The organism is Sphingobium sp. MP9-4, assembly GCF_005281675.1.
GTDB classification, from domain to species: domain Bacteria; phylum Pseudomonadota; class Alphaproteobacteria; order Sphingomonadales; family Sphingomonadaceae; genus Sphingobium; species Sphingobium yanoikuyae.
Genome location: NZ_LUFI01000080.1, coordinates 1 through 16,653 on the forward strand (window position 1 = coordinate 1; position 16,653 = coordinate 16,653).

General features: G+C 57.0%; 13 protein-coding genes. 8 read left to right on the top strand and 5 right to left on the bottom strand.

Going from position 1 to position 16,653, the window contains the following annotated elements; translation table 11 throughout:
- Window positions 1–142: 142 nt before the first annotated feature.
- Window positions 143–628 carry a hypothetical protein gene (locus A0U87_RS22650; RefSeq protein WP_137406025.1) on the bottom strand — a complete coding sequence of 162 codons (486 nt, stop codon included), beginning with the start codon at window positions 626–628 and terminating at the stop codon, window positions 143–145.
- A gap of 141 nt (window positions 629–769) precedes the next feature.
- On the opposite strand from A0U87_RS22650, the gene A0U87_RS22655 reads away from it, so the two are divergent.
- Window positions 770–1,558 (top strand): hypothetical protein, encoded by a 789-nt coding sequence (locus A0U87_RS22655; protein ID WP_206366626.1) that lies wholly within the window; start codon window positions 770–772, stop codon window positions 1,556–1,558.
- A 41-nt stretch (window positions 1,559–1,599) separates the two neighbouring features.
- Here A0U87_RS22655 and A0U87_RS22660 read toward each other — a convergent pair whose 3' ends face one another.
- On the bottom strand, window positions 1,600–2,085 hold the full coding sequence (locus A0U87_RS22660) for a hypothetical protein (protein WP_137406027.1): 486 nt from the start codon (window positions 2,083–2,085) through the stop codon (window positions 1,600–1,602).
- A complete protein-coding gene (locus A0U87_RS22665; RefSeq protein WP_137406028.1) occupies window positions 2,085–2,741 on the bottom strand; it encodes a hypothetical protein in 657 nt (218 codons plus the stop codon). Before A0U87_RS22665 ends, A0U87_RS22660 begins: the two co-directional genes overlap by 1 nt.
- A 102-nt stretch (window positions 2,742–2,843) precedes the next feature.
- Between A0U87_RS22665 and A0U87_RS26525 the strand changes: the two genes are divergently transcribed.
- The 7 genes from A0U87_RS26525 to A0U87_RS22700 all read left to right on the top strand — a co-directional run bounded on the left by A0U87_RS26525 (window position 2,844) and on the right by A0U87_RS22700 (window position 13,509).
- Window positions 2,844–3,377 (top strand): hypothetical protein, encoded by a 534-nt coding sequence (locus tag A0U87_RS26525; protein ID WP_137406029.1) that lies wholly within the window; start codon window positions 2,844–2,846, stop codon window positions 3,375–3,377.
- A 226-nt stretch (window positions 3,378–3,603) separates the two neighbouring features.
- Window positions 3,604–6,351, top strand: coding sequence for a DNA methyltransferase (locus tag A0U87_RS22675; RefSeq protein WP_137406030.1), 2,748 nt, complete (start codon window positions 3,604–3,606; stop codon window positions 6,349–6,351).
- Entirely contained in the window at window positions 6,348–7,838 is a 1,491-nt protein-coding gene (locus A0U87_RS22680; protein ID WP_206366627.1) for an ATP-binding protein, read from the top strand. Before A0U87_RS22675 ends, A0U87_RS22680 begins: the two co-directional genes overlap by 4 nt.
- 209 nt (window positions 7,839–8,047) lie before the next feature.
- Window positions 8,048–9,235: a hypothetical protein gene (locus A0U87_RS22685; RefSeq protein WP_137406031.1), complete on the top strand. Its 1,188-nt coding sequence runs from the start codon at window positions 8,048–8,050 to the stop codon at window positions 9,233–9,235.
- Window positions 9,232–11,304, top strand: a complete 2,073-nt coding sequence (locus tag A0U87_RS22690; RefSeq protein ID WP_137406032.1) for a pseudomurein-binding repeat-containing protein — start codon at window positions 9,232–9,234, stop codon at window positions 11,302–11,304. The genes A0U87_RS22685 and A0U87_RS22690 overlap by 4 nt, the downstream gene beginning before the upstream one ends.
- A complete protein-coding gene (locus A0U87_RS22695; RefSeq protein WP_137406033.1) occupies window positions 11,297–12,496 on the top strand; it encodes a GIY-YIG nuclease family protein in 1,200 nt (399 codons plus the stop codon). The genes A0U87_RS22690 and A0U87_RS22695 overlap by 8 nt, the downstream gene beginning before the upstream one ends.
- A 38-nt stretch (window positions 12,497–12,534) precedes the next feature.
- Window positions 12,535–13,509, top strand: a complete 975-nt coding sequence (locus A0U87_RS22700) for a DNA N-6-adenine-methyltransferase (protein WP_137406034.1) — start codon at window positions 12,535–12,537, stop codon at window positions 13,507–13,509.
- A gap of 5 nt (window positions 13,510–13,514) precedes the next feature.
- Here the strand turns inward: A0U87_RS22700 and A0U87_RS22705 are convergent, their stop codons facing one another.
- Together A0U87_RS22705 and A0U87_RS22710 are read right to left on the bottom strand one after the other, a co-directional pair.
- Entirely contained in the window at window positions 13,515–16,217 is a 2,703-nt protein-coding gene (locus tag A0U87_RS22705) for a hypothetical protein (protein ID WP_137406035.1), read from the bottom strand.
- Window positions 16,214–16,507 carry a hypothetical protein gene (locus tag A0U87_RS22710; protein WP_137406036.1) on the bottom strand — a complete coding sequence of 98 codons (294 nt, stop codon included), beginning with the start codon at window positions 16,505–16,507 and terminating at the stop codon, window positions 16,214–16,216. Before A0U87_RS22710 ends, A0U87_RS22705 begins: the two co-directional genes overlap by 4 nt.
- Window positions 16,508–16,653 lie beyond the last annotated feature (146 nt).

A 16,653-nucleotide genomic window follows, 5' to 3' on the forward strand; every position in this document is an offset into this window, starting at 1 on the left:
ACGATCCGGCACGAAAGGCCCGTGCTGTTAAAGTAGCGGTTAAAGTTGTGCTACCAGATGAGAGGAAATGGCGGAAATCTGCGGGATTGAAGGTGTCAGGAAGACGGCTGCACGAGAAGACCGTCCGCCCCTGTTGCTATCCTCAGGAAGCAGCTAAAAGATCGTCGGAAAGGACCTGTTCAATCAGGGCAGACAGGGCAGAGGAAGGGCTCTTTTTACCTCCGGCTTCGGCAATCTCACCGATGCGCTGCAACGCGCGAGAGATGTCTGGCGTTGCTTCGACACGCCCGCGCGCCTCTTGAATTGCCGCGATATGGTCGATGATATCGCCCGGAAAATCTGGATACATGGGCGCATAAGAGGCCAAAAATTCAGGCGTCATGACGATGGGATAGGCCCAGTTGAGAGCCTCAATGAGATCGCCTTCATATATTGCGTCGATGACGCCGTTCTCATGACGAACCCAAAATGTGTCGGCGCGAGCCTCTACGGCCCAATCGTGCACTTCGCTTGCTTCACGTGTGATTTCAACGCCCTCGACCATGTCACAATTGAAGGTCTTGACCTCGCTGAATTCCAGTAGGGCTGACCCGATCGCGTTAGCGATGGTATTTTTGAAATAAACCATATAAAAGTCCTCCATTAAATTGATAAGAAAACCATAAATTATTATGCAAACAGGCAATTGTCGCATAAATTCCGTTAGTTTTATAGTTCAATAGTTCTATATTCTTGAAATATGCAATTGATCACCTCAAAGGATGCGATCTTGTTTATTCGCTTGCTGTGCCGTTTTTCTATGTCGTGGAACGGGAAGCGTCCAGCAAGAGATCGCCACTTTGACACACTTGTGTATTTTACTGATTTCTGTGATACCAGACGGATGGGAAAACGGCTCAAAATGTATGAAGAGATGCTCCGCAAGAGCATGGAAACGCGCAGCGCGCGAGCCACTGAGCACGCACGCAAAGCGTTTGACGTGCTGGAGCGGCTGTACGATTTGACTGATCTTTTTGATAAAGTTGAAAATTTAAATCTGGCTTTGTTGACTAAAATTTTAAACAAATCTGGTATTAAATCACCAACGGGTAAAAAGCTTAAATCTACTACTGTGTCTCGCATGTTCATCCATCTTGGAATGACATGGCAAGGATTTGTCACAATCCTTTATGAACATAGGGCCGCAGTGCAGATGATTGAAAATGCTAGCCATGATTACGACGATGCAGCAGCGAACGCGCGCTTGAAGTCAAATGCGGACAAGGTTGAACGTGTATTGGCAAAACGTCGGATGGACGCTCTGGATATCAATTGGCTCCTTTTTAATGAGAAGGGCGATCGGATCGGCGTAAAAGAGTATTTTCGACTCGTGCGTCGAGGTAAGCGCGTCACAACTGAGTATAAATCGAAACCTAATAATGCCTTGGTGGTGGGAGATCGCTTGAGCAAAATCTCCCCTGCTTTTGAGAAAGCGAAGTTGATAAACCAAATGGCATATAATGCCCGAGAATATGCGATGCTCTTGGCAGAGCGGGATCGATTGTTGCGTAGCCAGTAAACTGTGCGGGACCCGCGCAGACGGTCATTTCACTGTTGCTATTAAAGGTTAACTGCCCGCAACAAACCAATTTGTTGATCACCAGCGCTGGAATCTGCTGCCAAACGTGCGGATGTTGCGCCGCCTTCGTTGCAGAATTCCAGCACCGCTGCGGGGCGCAGTTTCGCATCTATCCATTGCCGTAATGGTTCAAAAAGATGCGCTACCCAAAGTGCTTCAATTGTAAAAAAGTGCGGCCGATCACGCGGGGGGCACAATGAGCAGAACCATCCCTCAGCCCCGGTCTCAGCAACGACATCTTCATCGAAAAGAAAATCCCAGCATTCTCCATCGCGCATGGCTGCGATACTGATCCCAGCCCTATGCGCGTATCCCTGAAGCGCGCCGTCCCCGATAAGAAAACTGACATCGACGGCGTCGCATTCGGCGCTGGCTTTGACAGTTATGATGTCGTGAAGGTCAACTGCGGACGCGAACCATGCGTTGAACGCTTCGGTGAACGGCCAATATTGCTCGCCTTCCGGCATCACAAACCCCAATCGCCATGATATCGCCCCAACCGCCGCAGTGCTTCCACAGCTTTATCACCACGATCGGGACGACGGTCTGGAACACCATGCCGGGCGGCAAATGCATAGGCCGCGCGCGAGATGCCCACATCCACAGCGCCATTGCGGAAGCCATAGACGCCGTCAGCGATCCACATGCCGTCAGTCCTGTCAAAGCTGATCAGCACCTCTGCACCTTCGTGACGAAATTCGCCGAATGCGTGCCCTCCGACCATCGCCGAAGAAAAATAGCCCCGTGAGCAGTTGCGGTATTTCCGGGCGATCGCTGCCAGTTCAATCCCGTTACGGATGGGTCGATATCCGTTGGCCGCCGGAATCGGTCCAGACGGGAAGGCCATACACATCGACCATCGCTTGATCGCGTCATTGATATTATCAGCACGGCGCAATGCCTCAACAAGTGTCGAGCGATCAACGCCACGGCGATTCAACAGATCAACTGAGAGGGCCACATCCGTGGCGTGCTTACGATCCCTGACCTTGTCGAGGATACGGGCGTCACACAGATCGACAGGGCAACCTGTGATGGTGGCCAAACGGTCAGGATTGAGGATGGCGGACCGCCAAATTGCGTCGACGAGATGGCGAGCCCCCTCCGAAAGGAGGTCGAACAAGTGCCGATAATATTCGGGTTCGTGAGGCTGCGGACCGCTACGCCCCAAGGCCGCCCGAAGCCCCGGAGGCACACTTCGGAAAGCGCGAAGGAGGATAGCGCGGTGCCCGGCACGCATCAGAAATTCGGCCGCTCCGCTCGCGTCATCATCTTCCGGTTCCACGGCAGCCAAAAACGCAGCCGCAACCTGTCGCCGCTCATTGCTCGCACGAAGATAATGGCCAGCAAATCCCGGCTTTGCCTCATCGAGCAGCGCGATGCGATCCAGCATCCATCCCGAAACCGGTGCGATGGACTTCATAACAATATCTCCCTTCAAATCGGGTTCATATTGTCATGCGGCTTCTCCTCGATCGGATTGGAACGAGGGCATAAATACTCGATGAAAAAGGAAAATTCACCCGAAAACTTCGGCACTTGGTCTTTTGGATATGACGGATGCGACGATGATTCATGCTTCGATGATGACGGCGCGATCTCGATTTGGAAGGTGCTGACCGCTCCTGTGCATCCGACAAGCGATCCCCGGTATCTGTCGGCAAATATGCGCGATCGCCTTGTGCGCCATCGCGTGGCTCAAATGGAGCAGGAGGCAGAGCGTCGTATCGCCACACTTCATTCTATTGCCCGGAACTGACGCACGATACGAGAACGGACTCATCCGCGACAGGGTTCACATCATGTCGATGGATGCTCCCTACATGGCGACCGCCCGCTCGCAGGTCGACGCTTCCATGATTCTGTCGCGCGCCAATCTCACCCTAACCCCGATCCTGCGGCCAAGGGGCTGAAGGAAGGCCGTGAAATTTCAATGAAGATGCGTTTCGCTGGCGACATGATGCGCTCGTGATTATGGTGACCTCATGAATCCTGTTGAGATCGAAGAAGCCGTTTCGCAGCTTGCGCTTGAACCCTTTGACCGGGGGGAGTTTCCCTTTTCGTTCCTGCGCGCGTTCGGCAACCCTGAGACGACCATCAAGCGGTTGCGCACCGGCTCGACCAACCAGTCCGATGTCGGCGGCGTGCTCCAGCGCAGCAACATCCACATCGCGACCTGCGATGCCGGTGAGGTCGAGGCCACGCTCGGCCTGCTGCGCGACAGCCCGAAGACGGCGACGGCCAAGGCCAAGTTCATCCTCGCGACGGACGGCGATTCCTTCCAAGCGGAGGATCGGACGAGCGGTGAGACGGTCGCGTGCAACTATGCCGATTTCCCGGATCACTTCGGCTTCTTCCTGCCGCTGGCGGGCATCACCACCGTTGAGCAAATCAGGGAAAGTTCGTTCGACATCCGGGCGACGGGTCGTCTCAACAAACTCTATGTCGAGCTTCTGAAGGACAACCCGGACTGGGCGAAGGCCGAGCGCCGCCCGGACATGAACCACTTCATGGCGCGGCTGATCTTCTGCTTCTTTGCGGAGGATACCGATATCTTCGTCGGCGAGGGGCTGTTCACCAAGACGGTCGAGCAGATGAGCGCACGGGATTCGTCGGACACCCATACGGTCATCAGCGAGATTTTCCGCTCGATGGACACGAAGATCGCCGATCGCCAGTCGGCGGGCATCGCGCGCTACGCCAACCAATTCCCCTATGTGAACGGCCAGCTTTTCAGCGGCAGCACCGAGGTGCCGCGCTTCACCAAGATCGCCCGCTCCTACCTCAACCATATCGGCAATCTGAACTGGCAGAAGATCAACCCGGACATCTTCGGGTCGATGATCCAAGCCGTAGCCGACGACGAGGAGCGCGGCGCGCTCGGCATGCACTACACCAGCGTGCCGAACATCCTGAAGGTGCTGAACCCGCTGTTTCTCGACGATCTGCGCGGGAAGCTGGAGGAGGCTGGGGACAATGGCCGCAAGCTGCTCAACCTGCGCAATCGCATGGCGCGGATCAGAGTGTTCGATCCGGCCTGTGGATCGGGGAATTTCCTCGTCATCTCTTACAAGCAGATGCGAGAGATCGAGGCTGAGATTAACCGGCGACGGGGTGAACCCGACCGGCGCAGCGACATTCCGTTAACGAACTTCCGTGGCATCGAGCTTCGCGACTTCCCCGCCGAAATCGCGAGGCTTGCGCTCATCATCGCCGAATTTCAGTGCGATGTGTTATATCGCGGGCAGCAGGAGGCGCTGGCCGAATTCCTGCCTCTGAATTCCGATAACTGGATCACCTGCGGCAACGCGCTTCGCCTCGATTGGATGAGCATCTGTCCGCCAACCGGAACAGGTGTAAAGCTCAAGGGTGACGATCTGTATGAAACGCCTCTGGATCAGTCTGAGATAGATTTTGAGAATGCCGGTGGGGAAACCTACATTTGTGGAAATCCACCTTATCTCGGAAGCACATGGCAAAACGAGGAGCAAAAATCTGATCTGGAGAGACTTTTCTCTCGTCGAACCACAAGCTGGAAATCGCTCGACTATGTCGCTGGATGGTTTGTTAAGGCAGCCGATTACGGCCTGCATACTCAAACCGTATCGGCTTTCGTCACCACCAATTCCATTTGCCAAGGGCGTCAAGTTGACACCCTGTGGACTATCATTTTCTCACTAGGGTATGAAATCCGGTTCGCGCACACATCCTTCAAATGGAAAAACCTCGCCAGTCACAATGCAGGCGTCACCGTGGCTATCGTTGCCATCGCAAATAGTTCCAACCGAGATAAGTTTCTATATTCTATCAGCGAAAATGATGAAACTGTTTCGAAGCAAGTTGAAAACATTAATGCTTATCTCGTAGCCGCGCCGCATATCATAGTTAGCGGAATTTCTAAAACTTTCGACGGAAGACCTGATTTCATATCAGGCAATGTTGCGGACGACGACGGAGCATTATTTGCCGCGTCGATTGATGAATTTGGAGAAATCCCGCTAAGCGCGCAGCACATGATCAGAAAGTTTCTAGGGTCGAGTGAACTTATTAACGGCAAACAACGATATTGCCTTTGGGTTGAAGATAGCGATCTTGAGGTTGCCAACGGGATATCGAATTTTACCGAGCGTTTTGAGAGGGTGAGAGTTAAGCGCTCTAATCCGAAGGCTGGCCCGCGAGCGAAATCGTCGGCACACGAGCCTCATAAATTTGCGTTCCGGTCAAATCGTGAAGAACCGGCGTTAGTGATTCCGCGTGTTTCATCGGAAAACCGTCCCTACCTCCCAGTCGATCTGGTGGATCGTTCAGTCATTTTGGGCGATAGAAATTTTGCTCTGTATAACGCTGATCTCTGGAATATGGCGCTTATCGCATCGCGCCTGCACTGGGTGTGGATAGGAACAGTGTGCGTGCGAATGAGAACAGATTTCTCTTATTCTAACACGCTTGGCTGGAATACCTTCCCGCTTCCAAAGCTCACCGACCAGAATAAGGCTGACCTCACGCGGTGCGCAGAGAACATTCTTTTAGCGCGCGAAGTGCATTTTCCAGCTACGATCTCGGACCTCTACGATCCTGACGAAATGCCCGAGAATTTGCGTCAGGCTCATGAGGAAAACGACGAAGTGCTCGAACGCATCTACATCGGTCGCCGCTTCCGCAACGACACCGAACGCCTCGAAAAGCTGTTCGACCTCTACACCAAGATGACCACCAAAAAGGCGGCGGCGTGAGCGAGGGCACGGTCACCTTGGACGCACATCAGCGCGAGCAGGCGCGGACGCATGCGCTCATCGACGATCTGCGGGCTTTGCCTGCGGAGGCGGCGTGGGTCGAGTTCAAGGAGAATAATTCGGACCCGGAGTTGATCGGGAAACTGATTTCGGCGCTCTCAAACGCGGCGCGGCTTGCGGATCAGCATTTTGCCTATGTCGTCTGGGGTGTCCGCGACGGCGATCATGCGGTCGTGGGCACATCGTTCGAGCCCTCGGCAACCAAGCATAAGAACCAACCCCTCGACTTTTGGCTGAGCCAGTGCCTGCAACCGGCTATCGCCTTCTGCTTCAAGAGTATGGATTATCAGGGACAGCGGCTCGTGCTGCTGGAAATCCCGGCTGCGGCAACCAGCCCGGTCGAGTTCGAGCGGACGGCCTATGTTCGGATCGGCAGCGCCACACCCCGGCTGTCAGATCATCCTGAGCGGCAGAAGCTGCTCTGGGCAAAGATTCAGCCCTATGCGTGGGAAACCGGCATCGCCGCCCAGTTCCTCACCGGCGATGAGGTTCTCGCTCGGCTCGATTATACCAGCTACTTCGACCTCACTGCCCAGCCACTGCCGGATAACCGGGCCGGGATATTCGACAAGCTCCGGGCGGATCGGCTGATCGAGGCCGATGTCGGGGGCCAGTGGAACATCACCAACCTCGGCGCGATGCTGTTCGCCAAGAACCTCAATGACTTCTCACCCTCGATCGCACGCAAGGGCGTTCGCTTCGTCGCTTATGAGGGGACCAACCGCGCGACCACGGTGACACATCGTCGCGATGGACATAGAGGGTATGCCAGCGGGTTCAAGGGCCTGACCGATTACATCGACGGCCTGCTGCCGAGCAACGAGCATATCGGCAAAGCCTTTCGCGAGGAGGAACCGCTCTACCCATCGATCGCGATCCGCGAATTAGTAGCCAATGCGCTGATCCATCAGGATATGACGATCACGGGCGCGGGGCCGCTCGTCGAGTTGTTCAAGGATCGGTTGGAGATCACCAATCCGGGACAGCCGCTGATGAAGCCGGATCGCTTTCTCGATTCTCCGCCGCGTTCGCGAAACGAGGCGTTGGCATCGTTGATGCGCCGGATGCGGCTTTGCGAGGAGCAGGGCACCGGGATTGACAAGGTGTTGGCCTCAGCCGAACTCCACCAGCTTCCGCCGCCCGACTTCCGCGAAGAGGATCATTCGGTTCGCGCGGCCCTTTTCGCGCCCCGCAGCTTCGCCGAGATGACGCAGGATGAGCGCGTTCGCGCCTGCTATCAGCACGCCGCGCTGCGATATGTCAGCAGCGATCGGATGACCAACGCGAGCTTGCGGGAGCGGCTCGGGATCGCGGAGCGAAACGCCTCACAAGCATCGGCGGTGATCCGCTTGGCTCTGGACGCAACCCTGATCCGGGCCGGAGACCCTGAGCATCCGCGTGCCGGTTATGTACCCTACTGGGCATGATGCTACAAAAGTTTTGATCGGGTTTTGATCGGAGGGGTGAGAATGGGGCGGATAAATGGGGAAAACGCTGGGAAAACGGGGATATTCCTTCGCGCTTGTTCCCCGTTTGACCTTGATCGGGTTTTGATCCTCGACGGCTTTAGGCATGAATCTCGGTCCCTGACGATGCGTCCGATCGCACATCCTCATAGCATATGGCGGTCGCTGGTGTGAGTGAGCCGAACCGTCAGCCGGGATGGGACAAGCAGGCGATCAATCGGATCGCCAGTGATCTTTATGGTGGGCTCGGCTCGATGTTCGAGGCTCATGGCTGGGCGACGGACGGTCGCGTCATCAGCCAGATCGCTCCGACCAAGGTCGTCCAGACATATGGCAGCGTCGAGGCGTTCGTCCGGGCTCATCAGGACGGTCGAGAGTGGAATGCGATGTTGGACCCGCTTGCCGCGATAAGGGCTGATCCGCCGCAGGTTTTCCTCAAGAGCTTCCACGGGTTCGATCCCGAGACATGGGGCTTTCTGGGCTACACCGAGGCGTCCTCGCGCGAGAAGTTTGTCCGAGAGAGCAAGCCCGGTGCGCTGCTGGTCGTCTGCGCCACTTCCAAGGCCCCGAACTCCAAAGAACGGCTTCGCGTGCTCGGAATGCAGCAGCAATCTCACATCTATGGAACGAAGTGGGATTTCCTTGCTCCCGAACGCCAAGCGGCAGAGCGAAGCGACCCGGCGCGGGTGGATGCGTGGGCTAATGCCCTGAAAGCACTTCGCGCATGGCGTATCCCGGAGGAGGACCGCCCTTTCGTTCGCGACATCTTCCCCGATACCCATAAGGGCGGCGCTAACGGCACGGCGATCGGATCATATGGCCTGCGGCTGACCTCGGAAGAGGCGCTGCGGATTCTCGATCTGCCGCTATACGAGGTTTCCGTTTTTGGTGGCGCTCCGGTCGAGGCTCTCATACCGGGGCCAGCCCAGAAAATCCTTTCGCCGAGTAGGCCGGGGCCGGTGTCTCAATCGGGCTATATGGTTCGTGAGGCTGAGGGACCGAAGCACCTTTACATCCTCCGCCTGCACGGGGACGCCGACAAGTTTCTTGGATATGAGGCATCCGGTCATTCGATCGTTAAGGTCGGCTTCTCGGTCAGCCCACAGACTCGGTGCGATGCCCATAACGGCGCGCTCCCGGCCTGTGCGTTCGAATGGAAGATCGAGAAATCCACTTATGTGGAGCAGCGATCTCCGTTTCCCTCGTCGCGCCACGCGCTGGCCGGGGAAGGTGAGATGAAGAAGTTGCTTGCTAACGAAGGCAAATCGCTCGGTGGAGAATTCTTCCTCGCCGAGACAAAATCAGTTGATCGCGCATGGAAGGCTGCAATCGTTGCAGCCGAGAATTGGAAATCATGACCACTGCCAAGCCCATACCCGCCGTCTCGTTTCAGACCGCCCGCACAGGCATCTCCGCCAAGCCCAATGCGATGGGCATGCGCGAGATGCAGGAGCGCGCCTATAACAAGCGGGGTGAGCAGTATCTGCTGATCAAGTCGCCTCCCGCCTCGGGGAAGTCGCGCGCGCTGATGTTCATCGCGCTCGATAAGCTCCACAATCAGGGGCTGAAGCAGGCGATCATCGTCGTGCCTGAGAAGTCGATCGGCGGCAGCTTCTCTGATGAACCCCTATCCAAATTCGGCTTCTGGGCCGACTGGACGGTGAAGCCGCAGTGGAATCTTTGCAACGCGCCGGGGCCGGATGAGGAGCGCGTCGATCCCTCAAAGGTCCGCGCGGTCGGCCAGTTCCTCACCAGCGATGACCGCGTGCTGGTCTGCACCCATGCGACCTTTCGCTTCGCGGTAGAGCAGCTTGGCGTTGAGGCGTTCGATGACCGGCTGATCGCGGTGGACGAGTTCCACCATGTCTCCGCCAGTGCCGACAACCGCCTCGGGAGCCAGCTTGCCGACTTCATCCGCCGCGACAAGGCGCACATCGTCGCGATGACGGGCAGCTATTTCCGTGGTGACGCGGTGCCGGTCCTCATGCCCGAGGATGAGGCACGGTTCGAGCCGGTCACTTACACTTACTACGAGCAGTTGAATGGCTATGAGCATCTCAAGGCCCTCAACATCGGCTATTTTTTCTACTCCAACCGCTATCTGAGCGCGATCGAGGCGGTTCTCGATCCGGCGAAGAAGACGATCGTCCACATCCCCTCGGTCAATTCGCGCGAGAGCACGAAGGACAAGATCAAGGAGGTCGAGGAGATCATGGAGTATCTGGGGGAGTGGCAGGGTGCCGACCCCCAGACCGGCTTCCATCATGTGAAGCTGCCGGACGGCCGGGTCATCAAGATTGCCGATCTGGTCGATGACAGCGACCCTGCGAAGCGGGCCAAGGTGCTCGCCGCGCTGAAAGACCCCGCCCACCGCAACGACCGCGATCATGTCGATATCATCATCGCGCTTGGTATGGCGAAGGAAGGCTTCGACTGGATTTGGTGTGAGCATGCGCTGACGGTTGGCTATCGGTCGAGCCTGACCGAGATCATCCAGATCATCGGTCGTGCCACCCGCGACGCGCCGGGGAAGGAAACCGCGACCTTCACCAATCTGATCGCCGAGCCTGATGCGTCCGAGGCGGCGGTGGTCGGCGCGATCAACGACACCCTCAAAGCCATCGCCGCCAGTCTGCTGATGGAGCAGGTGCTCGCGCCAAGGTTCACCTTCACACCCAAGGATCGCGGCCCGATCGACGACTTCGACTACGGCCCCGGTGGCTATCAGGAGGGGCAGACCAATGTCGGCTTCAATGAGGAGCGCGGCCAATTCCACTTCGAGATCAACGGCCTTGTCGAGCCCAAGAGCGAGGAAGCCGTCCGCATCTGTCAGGAAGACCTGAACGAGGTCATTACCCAGTTCGTGCAGGACAAGACCGCCCTTGAGCGCGGCATGTTCGACGAGGAAGTGGTGCCCGAGGAACTGACCCAGCTTCGCATGGGCAAGATCGTGCGCGATCGCTATCCCGAGTTGAGCGCCGATGATCAGGAGGCTGTTCGCCAGCACGCCATCGCCGCGCTCAATCTGACCCAGCGCGCGAAGAAGCTCGCCGGGGGCGGTGACGCCGAGGATGGTGAGCCCAAGCTGAACACTGCGCTGATCGACGGCGTGCGCAAATTCGCGATGGATGTCCGCGATCTGGACATCGACCTGATCGACAGCATCAACCCGTTCGAAGCGGCCTACTCGGTGCTTGCCCGGTCCATGGATGCCAACATCCTCAAGCAGGTGCAGGCCGTGATTTCGGCGCGGAAGGTGAAAATTTCACCGGAAGAGGCCCGCGATCTTGCCGAGCGTGCACTTCGATTCAAGAAGGAGCGCGGACGGCTGCCCGACATCAATGCGCAGGACGCATGGGAGAAGCGGCTTGCCGAAGGGGTTGCGGCTTTCGCTCGATATCGTGCAGAGGCGGCCGCAAATGGCTGACCTCTCTGATGACGAACTGCTTGCCGAGCTTGGCGTAGCGATCGAACAACCCAAAGCACGGACCTACACGCCTCGCGAGGAGCGGATCATCGCAGGATTTGAGGATGTCGTGCGCTTTCACGATGAGCACGGGCGGAAACCACAGCACGGCGAAGATCGCGATATCTTTGAGCGCCTTTATGCTGTGCGCCTCGACCGCCTGCGGGAACTCGACGAATGCCGAGAGCTTCTCACCCCGCTTGATGCCCATGGCCTGCTGAGTATGACTGAGGCGGAAGCAGCAATGCCCGTCGAGAACATCGACGACGACGCCCTGCTCGCCGAGCTTGGGATCGCGGTCGATCCTGCCGCTGATGACATTCGCGTGTTGCGCCATGTGCCATCCGCCGACGAGCGTCGTGCCGCTGAGGAAATTGCAAATCGAGAGAAGTGTGAGAACTTCGCCGCATTCAAGCCCCTGTTCGAACAGGTCGAACGCGACCTAGACAGCGGCGCACGGGTCACGCGTCCCTTCGTAAAGGACGCAGGATTCCTCAAAGCCGACATCACCAAGGGGCAGTTCTTCATCCTTGGCGGGCAGATCGCCTATGTCGCTGATGTCGGCGAACCCATCCGTGCGCCAAACGGCGAAACGGACGCCCGCCTGAAGGTCGTCTACTCGAACGCCACGGAGAGCAACCTGCTGCTGCGCTCATTACAGCGAGCCCTCTATAAGGATGATGCAGGGCGGCGGATCACCGAACCGGAAGCTGGACCGCTGTTTGCGGCAACGACCGAAGAGGGCGATCTGGAAAGCGGCACAATCTACGTATTGCGCAGCAATTCCGACCATCCCACGATCACGGAACATCGAGACCTGATCCACAAGATCGGGGTGACGGGAGGCTCCATCGAAGCCCGGATTTCCAACGCTGCGAAGGACGCGACCTATCTTCTCGCGGGAGTTGAGATCGTCGCCAGCTACAATCTCTTCAATATCAATCGCGCAAAGCTGGAGGCTCTGATCCATCGTGTCTTCGCCCCTGCTCAGGTCGACCTGATGATCCGCGATCGATTCGGTAACCCCGTGAAGCCGCGAGAATGGTTCCTAGTGCCGCTGGCTGTAATCGACGCCGCGGTTGAGAAGATCAGGGATGGTTCGATCGTCCATTATCGATACGATCCAACACAAGCCAGACTTGTCGAGGCTTGATAGTCCGACGGTGACATCCAGCAATATCTGATACAATCTTGCCGTTGAATTTGATCCAAGACGTTGCTGCCGCAAGGCGCGAAAAAGGCTTGAGCCAAACGCAGCTTGCCGGTCTCGTTAATGCAGACCGGCAAGCTATCGCGCGGCTGGAAAGTGGTATCGGTTCTGTCGCTCTTTTGCTCCGCGTGATGACGGCGCTGCATTATCATGTCTCCGGTTTGGCGCGCGGCGCGACGTTACCGGAGCAGATGAAGAATCGTCGGCAAGTCATGGGCCTTTCCGCCGAGGAACTTGCACGGCGGGCGGGCATTTCACCGACAACGCTTATTGCGCTTGAGAATGGCAGGGGCACCGTCGCCTCTCTTACCAAAGTCATGACCGTCATCCAGACATCGCGGACCGAGCGCCGGAAACCGAATCTCACGCCCTTTCTCCCATCGATCGTGGGCGAGCGCGATTCCCGTTTCACTCCAGTAGAATTTGTGAGCATTCTTGAGGAGGTTTGGGGCCGCATCGACCTTGATCCCTGTGCCCATACCGAGAGCCCGGTTCGGGCAACTCGCAAAATCCTTCTATCTGACGGTGGCGACGGGCTCCGGGATGAATGGTCAGGCCGCCTCGCTTACGTGAATCCGCCGTTTTCACGGATGACCAGTTGGCTCCGTCGAGCGGACGAGATGTGGGCTGCTGGGAAAGTGAACAAAGTCGTAGCCCTTGTCCCGGCAAGAACCGACAGTGCCTACTTCCACGACCATCTTGCCCGAGTCTGCGACATTGGATTTTTGCAAGGCCGAATGCAGTTTGCTCGCGCTTCTGGCCGTAGCGATAAGGCCAACCGCGTGCCATTTGCTTTGATGGTATGCGTCTGGGGAGCCACACGACAGGAAATCGAAGCTTTTGATCGCCTTTCTCCTTGTCGGTGGCTCGCCAAGACGGACGGTGGTCCGCTGCTCAAGCGGCCGACCGCCGTAGTCTATGAAGAAGACCCTGCCTTTCCCGCGCTAGTCGGGTGATCGGATCATGCGGCCTTGCGCTGCTCCTGCGCCTTACGCTTTTGATTTCGGGTCAAACTGACTTCAAATCTATAGCGAAGGCCTGACATCGCCGCCGGGCTCGACATCAACGCCCGATACAACGTGGGGTTGATCAGCAGATGGTGTTCGGTGCAGGGCTGCCGACGAAATCCCCGATTACGTCCAGCGGTTTGGTTGATCTGGTCAACGTGGGTCATAAGAACCAAATCCTCCCGGCCCGTCCACGCATTCAAGGCCTGAACGGTGCGGTAATGGTCCTGATCGAGCATGGTTACCACCTGCACGATTGACCGGGAGGCCAGATCGTTGCGCCCCCGTGCTGCCGCATGGGTCATCCCATTTGCAACGTGATCGCCAAGCTTGTTCGCGATGATCGTCCAGCCTTCCAGATCATGATAATCACGCGTCACCTCATCGATATGTTTGGAGCGGATTCCTTTCCAGCTACCAACCGACAGCGGGTCCTTGCCCAGCCGGAGATGCGTTGGGCTGGTGCAAAGGATGTTGCCATCGAACGCCTTATCTGCAACGCACGTCGGCACCACCTCCGTCGTCAGAAATAGCAGCCTGTCCGCCAGCCTTCGATCCGGCCCTTCCATCCACCAGTTGCGACGGGCTACGAACATCCGCTCACCGTTACAGGCATAGCGATCGCCGTGCGGGAACGCCGGATATTCGGCGGTTCTGCGCAGCATTACTTCGTCGAAGGGCAGGGTCATCATCTCTCGGGCAGCGTGGAAATCAAAGCCCATGTTGCCACGGGCCTCGACATGCTGATCAAACGCTCGTCTTTGCTGTGCTATCCTTGGCTCAGCCCAGATGTCTCCGGACGCTTGCCGGAGGTCGTTGATCCACGCCATCTGGTCCTCGGTCAGAACCCGAACGAGATTACCGACAGAAACCTCATCGTGTATCAGGCAAGAGAGCGCCGAGCGATTTCGGGCATCATCATCTTCAATTTCCCGGTCGAAGTAGTTCGGATCAAACAACTGCCGGGTGCGACCGAATTGACCCCATCGATGCGCCACATCATGAACGGTCATGATGACGGGGTGGCGATCGCCAACCTGCTGCCACAGATCACGATGTTGCTGCTCAAGTTCGCGGCGGACATCGGGCTGAAGCCGTTCGATGAGACGCCAAAGTGACACGCCTTGGGCCGTCGCGATGGCCTCTGTCAGGGATTCGCGGCCGAGGTCGTCGCATATGTCGCTATACCAGCGGGACCATGATCGCCAAACGATGGCGAGATGTCTCGATCCTTTCCAGCGTTCGTTGAAATATTCCGCCTTTTCATGGGCGTTAGCATAATCTCCGAAAGCAAACATCGTAGGGCGGCGGTCGCCGTTCACCACCATGTCGATGCAATCGAAGTCATTAATGATGGTGGTTGTTTTGCTGATCCCTTCGGGTGCGGTCAGAATCATCGGCTCCCTAACGAGCATCATGTAGCGTGAAAGGTTCTCCGCCATCAGTTTGCGCGCCGCTACGATCTGGCCGCTGGTTAGCGCGTCAGTCTGATCAAGCTCAGCGCACCAGATGCGGATCATCTGGCCCAAAGGCGCGGGAAGAGGCGGGCAGCCAGCAGCTTCTGCTAGATCGGCATCAGTCCCGATAAAACGGGGCGTCACAAATTCCTCAGCTATATAGGTCGATGGATTGCGATCGCGAGGGCTGTTTCGAAACAGAGCGCGGTGATCATCGCCAGAGTGCACAAGGTGGACAAAGGTGAGGCCTGTTCCTTCGTAGAAGGCAGCAAGGCGGCGTTCGCAATGCCGATGCTGGTCTGGCGGCAAAGCCATGTCTGGAGAATAGGCTCGCGGCTTTCGGACGTTGCTATCGACGGTGAAAAGGCTTGGGGAGAATAGCAGTTTCAGCGCAGGCTGGCGCTTACTCTCTTGCTCAAGCAATAGAACCTGTCGAACGCGCCTTCCTGCCGCAAATCCCAGAACATTGGGTTTTTCCAATGTCCGAAGCGCTCGCGGGGTGCGACGCAACGACGTGGCTCTCGACAGATTGTCATCCGGCTGCACACCTCCCGATGGGCGCAAAGTGTCCATGACGATTGACCTTAGAATCTCCCAATGCGCCTGATGTCCACGTTGGATGGTCGTAGGACAGGGTTGTTCATGCGCATTCAGAAATAGCTGGGTGGTAAAGGTCAGGTGGATGTGCAGGCTCTTCGCGCCCGACCATGCCACTGTCATGAGATCGTAGTCGGCAAACTGTCGCAATCTTTCATGCAGAATTGCTAGTGCAGACGCCTTGAATGGTGCTTTGACGTCACACCAGCCCAATTGCTCGACGAAAAATTCAGCGCCGTTTTTATCGAACTCAAACGTGAAAATCTGGTGAGGGCCGAGCCGGAGACGGGTTTTTGGTTTGGGCCATTTGCCATCGGCGTTAGGTTCGGACATGGCGAGCATGTTCGAAAACAACGGATAGTGATGGACTTTCGCCGTGCCGTTCGAGACGCGTTCGGAGAACAGATGGTTCATACCGTCGAGCGCCTTGTAGGGCGCAAGACAGTGATATTCGCCATCGCCAAGGACGTGTTGGGCGAGGCGCATTTCGAGGGCCGATGGGCCTGACGCAAGCCCCCTTTCGAACAGGGGGACAAACCGGCTGTCGAGCGCTTTGACCGCTGCGATCAGTTCCCGGTCAGAGACAATGTTGTGGTTGCTCACCGCTTACCTCCCTTCTTGCGAGCGCCTTTCTTGGCCGATGGCTTCACGGGCACTGGTCGCGGCAATGGCTTGGAGGTCGTAGGCTGCATCCCACGTTCAAGGCGACGGTCAATCCGCCGTTCGATTTCTGCATCGGACAGGTCTGCGCGCGTGTTTTGGAGGTCGGCACGCATGGCCTTGACCAATTGCTCAACGGGAACATCCGCGTTCTCGATCTCATTGAGCCGTTCGAAATTACGCAGGATATTACGGATGGCGCGCTTGGGTGCATGTGATGATGTGTATGTCATGCCCCAAGGCTAGCGACCTCGACCTTCCCGATTCAATTTTCTCGTGCAGCCGTCTTCCTGACACCTTCAATCCCGCAGATTTCCGCCATTTCCTCTCATCTGGTAGCACAACTTTAACCGCTACTTTAACAGCACGGGCCTTTCGT